Source organism: Pseudophaeobacter sp. C1-32P7, from assembly GCF_041008775.1.
In the GTDB taxonomy this organism is placed as follows: Bacteria; Pseudomonadota; Alphaproteobacteria; order Rhodobacterales; family Rhodobacteraceae; genus Phycobacter; species Phycobacter gallaeciensis_A.
This window is the reverse complement of the sequence record NZ_JAXGFR010000005.1, coordinates 256,655-271,377: the sequence shown is the minus strand read 5'-3', so window position 1 is coordinate 271,377 and position 14,723 is coordinate 256,655. Positions and strand designations below refer to the sequence as shown.

Sequence of the window (14,723 nt, the reverse complement as noted above, 5' to 3'; positions counted from 1 at the left end):
ATGTCCATTAAAGAGATCTTTGACACCATGAGTTATGGACCCGCTCCCGAAAGCGCCGCCGAGGCACTCGCCTGGCTGGTCGATCAGGGCGACCGGTTCGGCCATTTCATCAATGGCGCCTTCACCGCGCCCGGTGATGGCTTCAACAGCCAGAACCCCGCCACCGGAGAGGTGCTTGCGACCCTGACCCAGGCGACGCAGACCGACGTGGACACCGCCGTCGCCGCCGCCCGCAGCGCCCAGCCCAAGTGGGAGAAACTGGGCGGGCCGGGCCGCGCCAGATACCTTTATTCCATCGCGCGCCTGCTCCAAAAACACAGCCGCCTGTTTGCCGTGCTTGAAACCATGGACAACGGCAAACCGATCCGCGAAAGCCGGGACATCGATATCCCGCTGGCGCAGCGGCATTTCTACTATCACGCGGGCATGGCCCAGCTGATGGAGAGCGAACTGCCGGACCGCGTCGCCCTTGGGGTCTGCGGTCAGATCATCCCGTGGAACTTCCCGCTGTTGATGCTCGCGTGGAAAGTGGCGCCTGCCATCGCCATGGGCAACACGGTGGTATTGAAACCGGCGGAGTATACTTCTCTCACCGCGCTGCTGTTTGCAGACATCTGCCGTCAGGCGGACCTGCCGAAGGGCGTTGTGAACATCGTCACGGGCGACGGCGCCGTGGGCGAGATGATCGTGGCCTCGGATGTGGACAAGATCGCCTTTACCGGCTCCACCGCCGTGGGCCGCCGCATCCGCGAAGCCACTGCAGGCAGCGGCAAGGCGCTGACACTCGAACTGGGTGGTAAGTCGCCCTACATCGTCTTTGACGATGCCGACATCGACAGCGCTGTCGAAGGGCTGGTGGATGCGATCTGGTTCAACCAGGGGCAGGTTTGCTGCGCCGGTTCGCGCCTGTTGGTGCAGGAAAGCATCTCGGAACGCTTCCACGCCAAACTGCGCGCCCGCATGGACAAGCTGCGCCTTGGCGATCCGCTGGACAAATGCATCGACGTGGGCGCCGTGGTTGACCCGGTGCAGCTGAAGACGATCACCGATCTGGTCGCCTCAAATGACGCAGGCGCAACCTATCAGGCGCAGGTGGACATGCCCGAGGAAGGCTGTTTCTTCCGCCCAACTCTGATCGAGGGGCTGACCCCCGCAGACCGGCTGATGCAGGAAGAAATCTTTGGCCCTGTGCTGGTCTCCTGCACCTTCCGCACCCCGGCCGAGGCGGTCGAGCTGGCCAACAACACCCGCTATGGCCTTGCCGCAAGTGTCTGGAGCGAGAACGTCAACCTCGCCTTTGATATCGCGCCGAAACTGGCCTGCGGCGTGGTCTGGGTGAATGGCACCAATATGTTCGATGCCGCCGCCGGGTTTGGCGGCGTACGCGAAAGCGGCTTTGGCCGCGAAGGGGGCTGGGAAGGGCTGTCGGCCTATACCAAACCCCGCGGTAAATCCAAGGCGCTGGCGCAGGTCAAAGGCTTCACCGGTCAGGGCAGCCGCGCCGATCCCATTGACCGCACCGCCAAGATGTATATCGGCGGCAAGCAGGCCCGCCCCGACAGCGGTTATTCCCGCGCGGTGCATGACAAATCGGGCGCCATTCTCGGCTATGTCGGCCTTGGCAGCCGCAAGGATGTGCGCAACGCGGTCGAGGCCGCCACCGGGGCCAAGGGCTGGGCCAAGACCACCGGCCACCTGCGCGCGCAGATCCTTTATTACATCGGCGAGAACCTGTCGGCCCGGGCCGAGGAATTCGCCCATCGCATCGACCACATGACCGGGCGGCGCAGCGGCGCCAAAGAGGTCGAGGCCTCGATCCAGCGCCTGTTCACCGCAGCCGCCTGGGCCGACAAATACGACGGTCAGGTGCATGGCGTACCGATCCGCGGCGTGGCACTGGCGATGAAGGAACCGGTTGGCGTGATCGGTGCCCTCTGCGCGGACGAGGCGCCGCTTCTGGGGTTGGTCTCGGTGATGGCGCCCGCCATTGCCATGGGCAACCGGGTGGTGCTGGCCGCCTCCGATCCCTTCCCGCTGGCCGCAACTGATTTCTATCAGGTGCTGGACACCTCGGATGTGCCCGCTGGCGTGGTCAATATCCTGACCGGTACCCACAGCGATCTGGCAGGCCCCCTGGCATCGCATATGAACGTCGATGCGGTCTGGAGCTTTTCCTCGACCGATCTGTCGGCAGAGATCGAAAAGGCGTCCGCCAGCAATCTCAAACGCACATGGGTCAACAATGGCACCGCGCTGGATTGGGACACGGACCACAGCCGCCGGTTCCTGGAGGCGGCGACAGAGATCAAGAACATCTGGGTGCCCTACGGCGAATAACGCCGGATAGCATGCCGAAACAAAACGGGCCGGAGATCTCTCTCCGGCCCGTTGTCATTTCAGGGAAAGTGCAAGGCTCAGCCGCCGGTTTTCAATCCATCCGGCCGCCCCACAACCACGAAATGCAGATTGTCCGGTTGCAGCACTTCCGAGGCGACGCGGTTGATCTCTTCCAGAGTGACCGCGTTGATCTTGTCATTGCGGGTGCGCACGTAGTCGATCGGCATGCCGTCCAGCTGCATCCCCACCAGGATCGAGGCAATGCGCCCGTTGCCATCAAAACGCAACGGATAGGCCCCGGTCAGATAGGTCTTGGCATCCTGCAATTCCTTCTCGGTAACGCCTTCCCTTGCCAGACGGCTCCATTCTTCGCGGATCACCGCAACCGCTTCGGCCATCTTGGAATTGGCCGAGGCGAGCGAGCCCATGTACACAGAGCCCAGATCACGCGGCAGGAGATAGGAATAAACCCCGTAGGTCAGGCCGCGCTTTTCGCGCACTTCGGTCATCAGTCGGCTTTCGAAGGAACCGCCGCCCAGGATCTGGTTCATGATATAGGCCGCAAAGAACCGCGGATCTTCCCGGTCGATCCCCACATGCCCGAACAGCGCAACGGATTGCGGCGTGTCATAATCGATCACGGTGGTTCCGCCCTCGATCGTGACCGCTGCCGGACCCGGCTGCGGTGCGCCAGTCTCTGGCAGATCGCCTAGAAGCGTGTCGAGCAAGGCGCCCAGCGCGGCCTCGTCGATATCCCCCACGGCGCTGACAAACAGCCTGTCGCGGGCAAAGACCGCATCATGTGCATCGAACATGTCCTGCCGCGTCAGGGTGGATACGGTATCGATGGTGCCCGAGCCGTCCGAACCATAGGGGTGATCGCCAAAGGCCATCTTGGAAAAGGCACGCCCGGCGATGTCATTGGGGTTCTCAGCGTCCGACCGCAGGCCGGACAGAACCTGCGCTCGCACCCGGTCCAGAGCGTCCTGATCAAACCGTGGCGCCACCAGAGTCTGGTGTAGCAAGTCGATGGCCTCGTCGCGGTTCTCGGTCAGGAAGCGGGCAGAGACCGACACCGCCTCCTTATCCGCGTCATAAGAGAAACTGGCCGCAAGGCTTTCAACTGCGCGGGCATAGTCCTGCGCCGGCATCTCGCCGGAGCCTTCTTCCAGAAGGCCCGTCATCAGGTTGATGGCGCCACGCTTGCCCGGGGCATCCAGCGAAGTGCCACCGCGAAACCGCAGCTCAAGCGCGGTGAAGGGAATCGTATGATCCTCGACCAGCCAGGCAGTAATGCCCCCGGGCGAGGTGACTTCCTTGATGCGGATCTCGGCGCTGACCGGCAGCACAGAGATCAGAAGGGCAAAACAGGCGACCAGCCCGGCACGTATCATGGCAAATCCCGTCATTGGGTGACCTCCTCATCTGCGCGCACCATCCAGCCAGTGACCGACGCCTCGGGCTGCAGCACTTCACGGGCGACGGCGATGATTTCATCCGCGGTGACCGATTGCAGGATGTGGGGCCACTCCTGCACGTCCTCCACCGTCAAACCGGAGGTTAGCGCCTGACCATAGCGATTGGCGATCCCATCCACATTGTCGCGCGCATAGATTTCCGCCGCGCGCAGTTGCAGCTTGATCCGCTCCAGCTGATCGGGGTCGACACCCTCTTCAAGGAAGCGCGCAAAGGTTGCGTCAAGCGCATCCTCAGCCTCCTGCATCCCGACGCCCTCGGCCGGGACGACAAGGAAGGAAAAACTGGTCTTGTCCAGCGACACCCCCGAATAGAAGGCACCGGTATAGACCGCCAGCTGCTGATCGAATTGCAGCGCATTGGCCAGATAGGAGGTATTGCCGCCCCCCAGCAGTTCAGCCAGCAGATAAAGTGCCGCCGCCTTTTCCTGCGCGCCGCTGTTGCGTTCCGGCGCCAGATAAGAGCGCTGCACATAGGGCTGTGCCACGCGTGGATCACGATAGACCATGCGCCGCTCTGCCGTCTGCGGTGGTTCCTGGCTGCGGAACCGTTCCGGCAGGTCGGGGTTCGCCGGGATCACACCGTAGTATTTTTCGGCCAGCTGGCGGACCTCTTCGGGTTCCACATCGCCCGAAACCACCAGAATGGCGTTGTTGGGCGCATAATAGGTTCCGTAAAAGGACAGCGCGTCCTCCCTGTCCAGCGTCTCCATTTCATGGCGCCAACCGATCACCGGCTGACCATAGCGGTGGTTCAGATACTGCGCCGCACTCAGCTGTTCGCGGAACAGGGACCGCGGATCGCTGTCGGTGCGCTGGTTGCGCTCTTCGAGGATCACCTCGCGCTCGGTGACGATCTCCTCCTCACTAAGGCGCAGATTGACCATACGGTCGCTTTCCATCTGCATCATCAGTTCAAGCCGGTCCGCTGCAATGCGCTGAAAATAGGCGGTGTAGTCATAGCTGGTGAAGGCATTATCCCGGCCGCCATTGGCTGCCACCGTCGCCGAGAGCTCTCCCGGCTCCAGCTTGTCGGTGCCCTTGAACAGAAGGTGCTCCAGAAAATGCGCGACCCCGGACTGACCTGGCGGCTCATCCGCGGATCCGGCGCGGTACCAGACCATATGCTGAACCACTGGCGCGCGGTGATCCTCGATCACCACCACGTCCATGCCATTTTCAAGGGTAAAGGCCGTCACCATGTCCTCAGCCGGTTCTGCAGCGCGCAGCGGCGCGGCAAGAACGGCTGTTACAGCGATGGCGGCCAGTGCGATCCGTCGGATCATGCGGCGTCCTCCAATAGATTTCTCCAAAGACATGCTGCCTCTGTCCGTCACATCCGGGGCCTGTCGGGCTGTGCAAAGACAGCCACCAGCGCACCCGGCATAGTCCTACCCATATTGGGGATGTCTTGACGAACCGCAACCTAAGCCAAGGTCGCAGGGAGACAAGGCGCCCTGTCACGATAGCGAATTGTCAAAATTGTGAACGTGCTAACCCGCCCGGCGGACGGCCATCCAGTCAAGCTGCGCAGCAGAGGCGCGGCTCACTCTCCGCTTGGCGGCGGCGCAGAAGGGGTTGCCACACCCGCGCGGCGGAACTGTTCGGTTGTCTCGAACGGGTCCAGCGTCTGCTTGGCGTAGATCTGCTCATAGCGGTCGACAGGGAACAGGCGGATCCGCCCGGTGATACGCTTTTTCTTCAGGAACTTGGCGTCTTCCTCGGCCAGTTCCTGACGCACCGTTGGCGACACGCCATAACGGCTGGAGGCACTGACCAGTGCCAGATCCGAGGAGGAGACACCCTGGCCGGGAACCAGCGCAGAGGGCTTGCCCCCCAACGCCGCGACCGCATCGGCTTGAGGCGTCGGATCAGCGATATTGCCTGCGCCCGGTGTTGGTTCCGGCAGACTACTGTAATCAGTCGGCTCGTTCAGCGGCTTGTTCGGTAGCACAAGGAATTCATCCGGCCCGGTCCCGGTCTTGCGAATATCACGCAGACCTTTTTGCGAGCAGCCCGCGACGGCCACCGCGCCTACCAGAACAATCATGCCGAAAGGGATCCGCATTCCCAGTTACTCCTGCCAGTTTCCCTGCGCTTTTAACGCATATTGCACCCGAGGTCACGCGGGCTTTTTTGCGCTCCGGTCGAACAGGATCAGACCGATGGCACCGGCAAAGATGAACACATCGGCGATATTGAACACGAAGGGATTGTTGATGCCGCAGCAGGACATGTTGAGGAAATCCAGCACATAGCCATAGAGCAGCCGATCCGCGACATTGCCCAGCGCGCCGCCGATCACCAGCCCCGCCGCCAACGCCATCCAGCGCGCACGTCGGTGCGAGCGGCGAATCCAGATGGCCAGCACGGCACAGATCAGCAGCGAGAGGCCGATCAACACCCAGCGCGCCGTATCCTCGCCGCCATCGAACAGGCCAAAGTTAATGCCGGTGTTCTCGCCATAGCGGAAATTCAACAGCGGCGGCAGCACGTCGATGCTCTGGCGCTGGGACAGGCCCATCCAGTGAATCACCAGATATTTGCTGGCCTGATCCAGAAGAAAGGCCCAGAACGCGCCCCAGAACATCATACGCACTGCCATTTTCCGCTTGGTTCCCGTTGATCAGTGACGGAAGTGGCGCATGCCGGTAAAGACCATGGCAAGCCCAGCCTCATTGGCCGCCTTGATCACCTCATCGTCCCGCATCGAACCGCCCGGCTGGATCACGCAGGTGGCGCCAGCAGCCGCAGCCTCCAGGAGACCGTCGGGGAAGGGGAAGAAGGCATCGGAGGCCACGGCAGAACCTTTGGCCAGGCTTGCGTCCAGACCCAGTTCATCCGCCATGCGCTGCGCCTTGGCGGCGGCCACATTGGCGCTGTCCAGACGGCTCATCTGACCGGCGCCGACACCCACGGTGGCACTGCCTTTGACATAAACGATGGCGTTGGATTTCACGTGTTTGGCCACTTTCCAGGCGAACAGCAGGTCCTGCATCTGCTCATCCGTGGGGGCCTTTTCGGTGACGACCTTCAGATCGTCCATGCCGATGTATCCCACGTCCTTGTCCTGCACCAGAACACCGCCAGAGACCTGCTTGTAAGCGGTGATCGCCTTGCGCGGATCGGGCAGCGCGTCTGTCAGCAAGAGGCGCAGGTTCTTCTTGGCAGCAAAGATCTCTTTCGCCTCATCAGAGGCACCCGGCGCGATTACCACCTCGGTGAAGATCTCGGTGATCTTGGCGGCGGTTTCGGCGTCCAGCGGCTGGTTCAGCGCCACGATGCCACCAAAGGCAGAGGTGCGGTCGCAATCGAATGCCTTCTGGTAAGCCTCGGCCAGGGTAGCTCCACGCGCCACGCCGCAGGGGTTGGCGTGCTTGATAATGGCAACGGCAGCGGTTTCAGCCGGATCGAACTCGGCCACCAGCTCATAGGCCGCATCGGTGTCGTTGATGTTGTTGTAGGACAGTTCCTTGCCCTGCAGCTGCACGGCGGTGGCAACACCCGGACGGTTCGAGCCATCGGTGTAGAAGGCCGCTTTCTGGTGGCTGTTTTCGCCATAGCGCAGGGTCTGCTTCAGCTCACCGGCAAAGGCACGGCGGCGCGGTGCTTCCAGCTCCAGCGCGCCCGCCATCCAGTTGGAGACAGCCGCGTCATAGGCCGCGGTGCGGGCATAGGCGATCTGCGCCAGGCGTTGGCGGAAAACATAAGAGGTCTGACCGTCGTTCGCGTCCAGCTCGGCCAGCAGCGCGTCATAGTCTTCGACGTCGGTCACCACGTTGACGAACAGGTGGTTCTTGGAGGCCGCGCGGATCATCGCCGGACCACCGATGTCGATATTCTCGATCATCTCATCGTAATCCGCACCACGGGCCAGTGCCGCCTCGAACGGGTAGAGGTTCACCACCAGAAGATCGATGGCGCCAATGCCGTGTTCGTTCATCGCCGCCACATGGGCGTCATTGTCGCGCAGCGCCAGCAGCCCGCCATGCACCATCGGGTGCAGGGTCTTCACGCGGCCGTCCATCATTTCCGGGAAACCGGTGACGTCAGAGACGTCCTTGACGTCCAGCCCCGCATCGCGCAGCGCCTTGGCGGTGCCGCCGGTGGACAGCAGCTCGACGCCACGCTCGGCCAGCGATTTGCCAAGGTCAATCAGACCGGACTTGTCGGATACGGAAAGCAGCGCACGGCGTACGGGGTGAAGATCGGTCATGGCAGGGCGGTCCTTTGCAGGCTCAATCAAAAATCTCGGGGTCGTCCCGGTTCAGGTCGCGCACGGCTTCGGCAGTTTCCTGTGCCTTGCTGAGCGTCCACCGGACGCGGGTTGCATAGTCGATGACCCGGCCAGATAGAACGATCTGTTTTGACGCACGCGGCTTCAAGCGGGTCTTTTCCAGGTAAACGCCCGGCTCCAGCTTCAATTCGCAGGTGCCGTCATGGCGGAAAACCCAGATTTCGCCGCTCTTGAGCGCCATGGATACCGCCGCGCCGCCCAAGTCAAGGGTTGCATCCACTTCCGGGTGCAGATGCAGGCGGATATCAAAGCCGATCCCGCGTTCTCCATGGCTGTCCAGCGCCTTTGAACAGCGCCGCTCGGCCGCCTCATCCAGCGCTACCAGCATGTCTTCGCCCGCCAGCGCACGCCCGTCAAATCCCAGATCCAGCGTGCGCGCGTGGGTCAGACCGAATTCGCGCGCGTATCCGTCGTGTCCGCCCTGAAACCGGCTGCCATCGCTGAGCTGCTCCAGCTGAATCTGCACGTCGGTGGGGCCGCCAACCAGTTCTTCCTGACCGGTGCCACGGCTGGGCGGTGCCAGCCGGGCGCTGGAATGGCCCTCCAGGCACAGGGTCGAATGCGATGGTGTGGCCCGCCCGGCGCGGCGCCATTCCAGACCAAAGGTCTCTCCCGAGCCGCAATTGACGATCAAAGGCCGCCGCCCCGAGGTCAGTTCAAAGGCAAGGGTGGAGGCATGACCGTTAGCCGAGGCCCGCCCCTGCGGTGGCAAGGCCGCGTCAACCACCACCGAGGTCCGGCGTGCCGACAAGCGGGCATAGCCCATCGCCAACCCTTCGACCGGGCGCGCCGATACGTGGCTGGCCGCCAGCGCATGATCCAGCCAGCCTTCCAGCCCCCGGCCGCCACCGTGGAACCGTGCCAGCCCGCCATCGCTGTGGCGCAGGGTGCGCAGCGTTGGCGCAATCCGTTCAATGGCCGCGGTCTGCGCCGCTGGCACGCTGCGCCCGGCTTCGTGCAGGGCCGCGGCAGTCCAGGTCAGCAGGGTAAAGACCTCCAGCAGTTCTTCGGGATTGCGGGTCGGCAATCCGCCCTGCGCGTCGATCTGCCGGTCGCATTCTGCGCTCAGGGCACGGATGGCGGGATCAGCCAGCGCCTCCTGCCCCTGAAGGGCAAGCCCCGCATAGATCAGCCCCGCCAGCGCCTCGAATCGTGGCAGGCCAGGCGTGGCCCCCTGCCAGCGATGGGCCAGGAACCATGTCTGTTGCGATAGTGAGCGGTAAAAGGCCTCGGATTCCGCACGTTCCTTGCCGTTCAGCAGGAAAATCGCATGGTTGATCCATCGAATCACGCGCCGTCCCGTCAAATCCGGCGACCAACCGGGCCCCGAGCCGCGCCCGTGCGCCTTGATCCAACCCCAGACCCAGTTCTGCGCCTTGACGCGGGCCTTGATATCGCCGACCGCCGCCAGATCGTCGAGCCAGGCAAAACCGTGCCGCTCGGCGTCAAAGGCGGCGTCCGGCGCCGTCACTTCCCAAAGCCCGGTGGTTGTCGATTCGACCAGATACCCCGCCAGCAGCAGGTTCCCCGCCACCAGCTGCCGGCCGCGGGCAAAGCTGCCAATGGTGCGGGGTTCAGGCTGCGATACGAATCCCGTCGCCGCAGGCTGCTTGCGCGCCCGCCAGGCATATAACCGGTTCAGCAGGCGGGTGCTGCGCCCCGCCATTCTATCGTATCTGGACATGCTCTTCTGCCTCACGCCGTTGGCGTTTTGGGCGCAGCATAACCCGGGGAGGGGTTCAAGTCACCGACGAATGCGACACCCTCCGGCGGCACCGGCGGAATTGCCCCGCCGGGCAAAATCAAAGCACGTTCCGGTGGGAGAAAGGTCAGCCCGCCTTGCGCAACAGCGCCATGTAAAACCCATCCATGCTGCCCCGATCCGCCCAGTAATCCGGACGCAGGCGCAAGCCGCCTTCCTCGGTGATCCAGGCCGGATCGGTGCCCAGACCGTCAAAACACTCACGGTCGGCTGTCATGTCCGGAAACATCTCAAGCGCCTCTTCGACCTGGCATTCGCCCTCATCCGGCAACAGGGAGCAGGTGCAGAACACCATGCGCCCGCCGGGTTTGACCAGCTCCCAGGCATGGGCCAGCATCTGCGCCTGCAATTCAATGAGCCCGCCGAATTCGCTGCCATCCTTGGCATGGGGCAGATCCGGGTGGCGCCGGATCGTTCCGGTGGCCGAACAGGGTGCATCCAGCAGTACCGCATCGAATTGCCCGGTCTGCTCCAGTGCATCACCCACAATCAGATCCGCACTCAGCCTGGTGCGGGCAAGGTTTTCGCGCAGGCGCTCCATCCGTCCGGCAGAGGCATCGACGGCGGTCACCTGCGCCCCGGCTGCGGCCATTTGCATGGTCTTGCCGCCCGGTGCGGCGCAGAGATCCAACACCCGTTCGCCGGGCTGCACATCCAGCATCTGCGCGGGCAGCGCTGCGGCTGCATCCTGCACCCACCAGTCCCCGGCCTCATACCCCGGCAAGGCCGAAACCTGACCAGCATCGGACAGGCGCCGCGATCCGGTGGGCAGGAGTTCCCCGCCCAGCGCCGACAGGTCCGCACCGGGTTTGGCGGTGATATCCAGCGGCGCGCCTGCAAAATGCGCGGCCTCCATGCCCAGCACCGCCTCAGCGCCCCAGGCCTGCACCAGCGGCTTGCGCAGCCAGTTCGGCAGGCGGGGAATGCGCAGCTTGGCCCATTCCGCAGGCCCCTGATCGGCAACCTTGCGCAGCACCGCGTTGACCATGCCCTTTAGCTGACCATGGCGGCGGTGTTTCGACACGATGGTCACCATGGCATTGACCACCCCGTGGGCGGCCCCGCCCGAGCACAGCTCGACCGTGCCAAGGCGCAGCGCGTTCATCACCGTCAGCGGCGGTTTCTTTTTCAAGTGCTTCTGCAGGATCCGATCGGCACGCTCCAGGCTGCGCAGCCCTTCCAACGCCAGCCGCTGGGTGCGGGCGCGGTCCTGCGGCTGCAGTTTTTCAAGGGCACCCGCCGCAAAACATTCAGCCAGAAGCCGCCCCTCACCCAGCACCTGATCCAGAAGATAGATCGTGGTTCTGCGGGCCTGCAGCGCATCGGGGGCTTTGTCGGACATCGGGTCTCGGCTTTCTATGGCGGCGTAGAGCCAGCATGGGATCAGAAGGGCTTTGCGTCTCGGCGGCTTGTTCCCGCCGGACAGGGGCGTATATCATGGCCCAAGCATAAAGGAACCCGCGATGAGCGACGAGACCACGCCGGAAGGCCCCGCAGAAAAAGACCTGCCCCCCGCAGCCAAACGCGCACTGGCCGAAGCCGAAGAGCGCCGCAAGGCCGAAGCTGCCAAGGCATCACCCCCGACCGAGCTTGGCGGACGCGACGGCCCTGACCCGGCGCGCTATGGCGATTGGGAGAAAAAGGGCATCGCCATCGATTTCTGATCGGCAGCGGACTGCGCCGCCCCTTGTTCAGCTTGGGGGCGGCACCATGACAGCCCAAAAGTGACGGCTTAAAGTCCCAGCACGTCGATCATGTCGTATTCACCGGGGGATTTGTCCTGCCCCCACAGCGCCGCCTTCAACGCGCCACGCGCGAACAGGGCGCGGTCGGTGGCCATGTGGCGCAACACGATGCGCTCTCCGGCACCGGCGAACAGCACGTCATGCTCCCCGACGATGTCACCACCGCGAATCGCGGTGAAGCCGATATCGCCGCGTTTACGCGCACCGGTAATACCGTCGCGGCCCCGGTCCGAGACATCCGCGAGTTTCACACCGCGCCCTTCGGCGGCGGCTTCGCCCAGCATCAGCGCAGTGCCGGAAGGCGCGTCGACCTTGTGGTGATGGTGCGCCTCGATCACCTCGATATCGAAATCCTCGTCCAGCGCAGCGGCGACCTTCTTGGTCAGCTGCACTAGAAGGTTCACGCCCAGGGACATATTGCCCGCACGTACGATCACCGCGTGACGCGCGGCGGGCGCCAGCTGGGCGATCTGTTCATCCGTCATGCCGGTGGTGCCGATCACATGCACGGCGCGGGCCTGTGCAGCGAGGGCCGCAAATTCCAACGTGGCCTCAGGCGCGGTGAAATCGATCACCGCCTGCGCCTTGGAAAAAGCCTCAAGCGCGTCATCGGTGACGGTGACACCCACAGGCACGCCGCCCATTGCTTCCCCCACGTCGCGGCCGACCCAGTCGTGGCCGCCGCGCTCCACCGCACCGACAAGGGTCGCCTTGTCGCTGTCCAGAACCGTCTTGATCAGCATCTGCCCCATACGCCCGGATGCTCCGGTAATCACGATCCCCGGTTTATGAGTCATTGGCCCGATCCTTTTCGCTGGCTGGCGCTTCGTTCTTTTGCTGGTTTTGTCCTACCGTCTTGCGCACGTCTTGGCAAAGGGCAGCTTTCGGCATAGATCGAAGATATGGCAAAGAACAAATTCCACGATCGCCCCGGCCCCTCTCAACGTCAGCTGCGCGTCGGCGAACTGATCCGCCGCACCCTGTCCGAGGTGCTGGCGCGCGGTGATGTGCATGACCCCGAACTCAACCGCATGTCGATCACGGTGGGCGAGGTGCGCATTTCACCCGACCTGAAGATCGCCACCGCCTATGTGCTGCCGCTCGGTGGCAAGGGGCAGGACGAGGTGCTGAAGCTACTGGCCCGCAACAAGGGTGAGCTGCGCCGCATGGCGGGCAAGAAGCTCGGCCTCAAATACGCGCCGGATCTGCGGTTCCAGCTGGATCAGACCTTTGATCAGATGGATGACACCCGCCGGATGCTGAACCAGGACGCGGTGCGCCGCGATATCGACGATTGATCCTGCGGGCGGCAGTTGCGCTTGCCGCCTTTTGCCTGGGGTTGTCGGCCTCTGTCGCCGCAGCCGTCGAATGCCGTGACGCCTCTTATGATGGCAGCCGCTACACCATCTGCGAAGTGGACGCGGGCAAGGAAGAGTTGCGGCTGTTCCTGCGCAATGCGGAGGGGAAACCCTACGGCCATTTTGCCGCCATCGATGCCGACCTCGGCAAAGAGGGAAGGTCCCTCTCCTTTGCCACCAATGCCGGAATGTATCACGCCGACCGCTCTCCGGTCGGGCTTTATGTCGAGGATGGCCAGCAGGAAATGCGGCTTGTCCCCAATGCGGGCCCCGGCAATTTCGGCCTGCTGCCCAATGGTGTCTTCTGCATCAATGAGACCCGCGCCGATGTGATCGAAACGCTGAAATTTCGCGACAGCGGCGTCAGCTGTCGCGATGCCACCCAGTCGGGGCCGATGCTGGTGATCGACGGAGATCTGCACCCGCGGTTCCTGCCGGATTCGACCTCCTACTACGTGCGCAACGGTGTCGGCACCTCGGCAGACGGGCAGCGCGCGGTCTTTGTCATCTCGCGCAATGCGGTGACGTTTCACCAATTCGGCAGCCTATTCCGCGACTACCTGAAACTGCCCAATGCGCTGTACTTTGACGGCAATATTTCGCGCCTGCACGCGCCCCAGCTGGGCCGGTCGGATGCCGGTTTCTCGATGGGGCCGGTGGTGGGCGTCGTCGAATAACCGCCGTGCAGCCCGCCTGAGCATAGACGGGGCATAGAAATGGCGCCACAACAGACCCGGCACAATTGACAGGCTGTTCTGGCTGCGCTACCCCGCGCGCCTCTTTCAGCATCATCGAGGACCAAGCATGGCACGCAAACGCAAGGGGCGCGATATTTCCGGCTGGCTGGTGGTGGACAAGCCCGCAGGGCTGACCTCGACCGCTGTCGTGAACAAGGTGCGCTGGGCGCTTGAGGCCAAGAAGGCCGGCCATGCGGGCACGCTCGACCCCGAGGCGACGGGTGTTCTGGCCGTGGCCCTGGGTGAGGCAACCAAGACGGTTCCCTATATCACCGACGCGCTGAAGGCCTATACCTTTACCGTGCGGCTGGGGCAGGCGACCAACACCGACGATGCCGAGGGCGAGGTGATCGCGACAAGCGACGCGCGCCCTTCCGACGAGGAAATCAAGGCCGCGCTGGGGCAATTCATCGGTGAGATCATGCAGGTGCCGCCGAAATTCTCGGCCGTGAAGATCGACGGGCAGCGTGCCTATAAACTTGCCCGCGATGGCGACGAGGATTTCGAGATCGCCGCCCGCCCCCTGTGGGTCGAGGAACTGGTGCTGGTGGACCGCCCCGATCCCGATCACGTGGTGCTGGAAATGACCTGTGGCAAGGGCGGTTACGTTCGTTCCATCGCCCGGGATCTGGGCGCCGCGCTCGGCTGTCATGGCCACGTCAAAGAGTTGCGCCGGATCTGGTCCGGGCCGTTTGATGCTGCCGATGGTCTGTCACTGGAAGAGATCACGCGGATGGAGCGCACGCCGGAACTCGACACCCATCTGCGCCCGCTGGAGGAAGGTCTGGCTGACCTCCCCGAGCTGAAATGCACGCCCGAAGGCGCCACCCGCCTGCGCAACGGCAACCCGGGCATGGTGCTGGCCTCGGATGTGGAGTACGGCGACGAGGCCTGGGCCTCGATTGACGGAAAGGCTGTCGCCGTCGGCATCTACAAATCCGGTGAGTTGCACCCGAGCCGCGTCTTCAACCAGTAACGCCCGCGCTTGCCCCTCTGGGGGCAGCGTGGCATC

General features: G+C 63.6%; 13 protein-coding genes. 5 read left to right on the top strand and 8 right to left on the bottom strand.

Going from position 1 to position 14,723, the window contains the following annotated elements; translation table 11 throughout:
- A complete protein-coding gene (locus SM763_RS09835) occupies positions 1-2,337 on the top strand; it encodes an aldehyde dehydrogenase family protein (RefSeq protein ID WP_368998393.1) in 2,337 nt (778 codons plus the stop codon).
- A gap of 77 nt (positions 2,338-2,414) precedes the next feature.
- Here the strand turns inward: SM763_RS09835 and SM763_RS09830 are convergent, their stop codons facing one another.
- The 7 genes from SM763_RS09830 to SM763_RS09800 all read right to left on the bottom strand — a co-directional run bounded on the left by SM763_RS09830 (position 2,415) and on the right by SM763_RS09800 (position 11,213).
- The gene (locus SM763_RS09830) at positions 2,415-3,731 is read right to left on the bottom strand and encodes a M16 family metallopeptidase (RefSeq protein WP_274868005.1); all 1,317 of its coding nucleotides are present in this window, start codon (positions 3,729-3,731) and stop codon (positions 2,415-2,417) included.
- 11 nt (positions 3,732-3,742) lie between these two features.
- Positions 3,743-5,098, bottom strand: coding sequence for a M16 family metallopeptidase (locus SM763_RS09825; RefSeq protein WP_065271804.1), 1,356 nt, complete (start codon positions 5,096-5,098; stop codon positions 3,743-3,745).
- A 260-nt stretch (positions 5,099-5,358) separates the two neighbouring features.
- The gene (locus SM763_RS09820; RefSeq protein ID WP_274835289.1) at positions 5,359-5,880 is read right to left on the bottom strand and encodes a DUF3035 domain-containing protein; all 522 of its coding nucleotides are present in this window, start codon (positions 5,878-5,880) and stop codon (positions 5,359-5,361) included.
- Between the two features lie 54 nt (positions 5,881-5,934).
- Entirely contained in the window at positions 5,935-6,417 is a 483-nt protein-coding gene (lspA, locus tag SM763_RS09815) for a signal peptidase II (protein ID WP_065271806.1), read from the bottom strand.
- Between the two features lie 21 nt (positions 6,418-6,438).
- Positions 6,439-8,028: a bifunctional phosphoribosylaminoimidazolecarboxamide formyltransferase/IMP cyclohydrolase gene (purH, locus tag SM763_RS09810; protein ID WP_065271807.1), complete on the bottom strand. Its 1,590-nt coding sequence runs from the start codon at positions 8,026-8,028 to the stop codon at positions 6,439-6,441.
- Between the two features lie 22 nt (positions 8,029-8,050).
- Entirely contained in the window at positions 8,051-9,793 is a 1,743-nt protein-coding gene (locus tag SM763_RS09805) for a heparinase II/III family protein (RefSeq protein WP_368998392.1), read from the bottom strand.
- A gap of 145 nt (positions 9,794-9,938) precedes the next feature.
- Positions 9,939-11,213, bottom strand: coding sequence for an RsmB/NOP family class I SAM-dependent RNA methyltransferase (locus tag SM763_RS09800; protein ID WP_368998391.1), 1,275 nt, complete (start codon positions 11,211-11,213; stop codon positions 9,939-9,941).
- A gap of 121 nt (positions 11,214-11,334) precedes the next feature.
- Between SM763_RS09800 and SM763_RS09795 the strand changes: the two genes are divergently transcribed.
- Positions 11,335-11,535 carry a DUF1674 domain-containing protein gene (locus SM763_RS09795; protein WP_368998390.1) on the top strand — a complete coding sequence of 67 codons (201 nt, stop codon included), beginning with the start codon at positions 11,335-11,337 and terminating at the stop codon, positions 11,533-11,535.
- A 68-nt stretch (positions 11,536-11,603) separates the two neighbouring features.
- Here the strand turns inward: SM763_RS09795 and dapB are convergent, their stop codons facing one another.
- Positions 11,604-12,413 carry a 4-hydroxy-tetrahydrodipicolinate reductase gene (gene dapB / locus SM763_RS09790; RefSeq protein WP_274829845.1) on the bottom strand — a complete coding sequence of 270 codons (810 nt, stop codon included), beginning with the start codon at positions 12,411-12,413 and terminating at the stop codon, positions 11,604-11,606.
- Between the two features lie 105 nt (positions 12,414-12,518).
- Between dapB and rbfA the strand changes: the two genes are divergently transcribed.
- The 3 genes from rbfA (at position 12,519) to truB (ending at position 14,687) form a co-directional block, all read left to right on the top strand.
- Positions 12,519-12,914, top strand: coding sequence for a 30S ribosome-binding factor RbfA (gene rbfA / locus SM763_RS09785; RefSeq protein WP_368998389.1), 396 nt, complete (start codon positions 12,519-12,521; stop codon positions 12,912-12,914).
- Positions 12,911-13,651, top strand: a complete 741-nt coding sequence (locus tag SM763_RS09780; RefSeq protein WP_490363278.1) for a phosphodiester glycosidase family protein — start codon at positions 12,911-12,913, stop codon at positions 13,649-13,651. The genes rbfA and SM763_RS09780 overlap by 4 nt, the downstream gene beginning before the upstream one ends.
- Positions 13,652-13,778: 127 nt before the next feature.
- A complete protein-coding gene (gene truB / locus SM763_RS09775; protein WP_368998388.1) occupies positions 13,779-14,687 on the top strand; it encodes a tRNA pseudouridine(55) synthase TruB in 909 nt (302 codons plus the stop codon).
- The last annotated feature ends 36 nt before the right edge of the window (positions 14,688-14,723 follow it).

Excerpts from the sequence above, each read along its gene's own strand:
- SM763_RS09835 (WP_368998393.1), top strand. The coding sequence starts at position 1 with ATGTCCATTAAAGAGATCTTTGACACCATGAGTTATGGACCCGCTCCC.
- SM763_RS09830 (WP_274868005.1), bottom strand. The coding sequence starts at position 3,731 with ATGATACGTGCCGGGCTGGTCGCCTGTTTTGCCCTTCTGATCTCTGTG.
- SM763_RS09825 (WP_065271804.1), bottom strand. The coding sequence starts at position 5,098 with ATGATCCGACGGATCGCACTGGCCGCCATCGCTGTAACAGCCGTTCTT.
- SM763_RS09820 (WP_274835289.1), bottom strand. The coding sequence starts at position 5,880 with ATGCGGATCCCTTTCGGCATGATTGTTCTGGTAGGCGCGGTGGCCGTC.
- lspA (WP_065271806.1), bottom strand. The coding sequence starts at position 6,417 with ATGGCAGTGCGTATGATGTTCTGGGGCGCGTTCTGGGCCTTTCTTCTG.
- purH (WP_065271807.1), bottom strand. The coding sequence starts at position 8,028 with ATGACCGATCTTCACCCCGTACGCCGTGCGCTGCTTTCCGTATCCGAC.
- SM763_RS09805 (WP_368998392.1), bottom strand. The coding sequence starts at position 9,793 with ATGTCCAGATACGATAGAATGGCGGGGCGCAGCACCCGCCTGCTGAAC.
- SM763_RS09800 (WP_368998391.1), bottom strand. The coding sequence starts at position 11,213 with ATGTCCGACAAAGCCCCCGATGCGCTGCAGGCCCGCAGAACCACGATC.
- SM763_RS09795 (WP_368998390.1), top strand. The coding sequence starts at position 11,335 with ATGAGCGACGAGACCACGCCGGAAGGCCCCGCAGAAAAAGACCTGCCC.
- dapB (WP_274829845.1), bottom strand. The coding sequence starts at position 12,413 with ATGACTCATAAACCGGGGATCGTGATTACCGGAGCATCCGGGCGTATG.
- rbfA (WP_368998389.1), top strand. The coding sequence starts at position 12,519 with ATGGCAAAGAACAAATTCCACGATCGCCCCGGCCCCTCTCAACGTCAG.
- truB (WP_368998388.1), top strand. The coding sequence starts at position 13,779 with ATGGCACGCAAACGCAAGGGGCGCGATATTTCCGGCTGGCTGGTGGTG.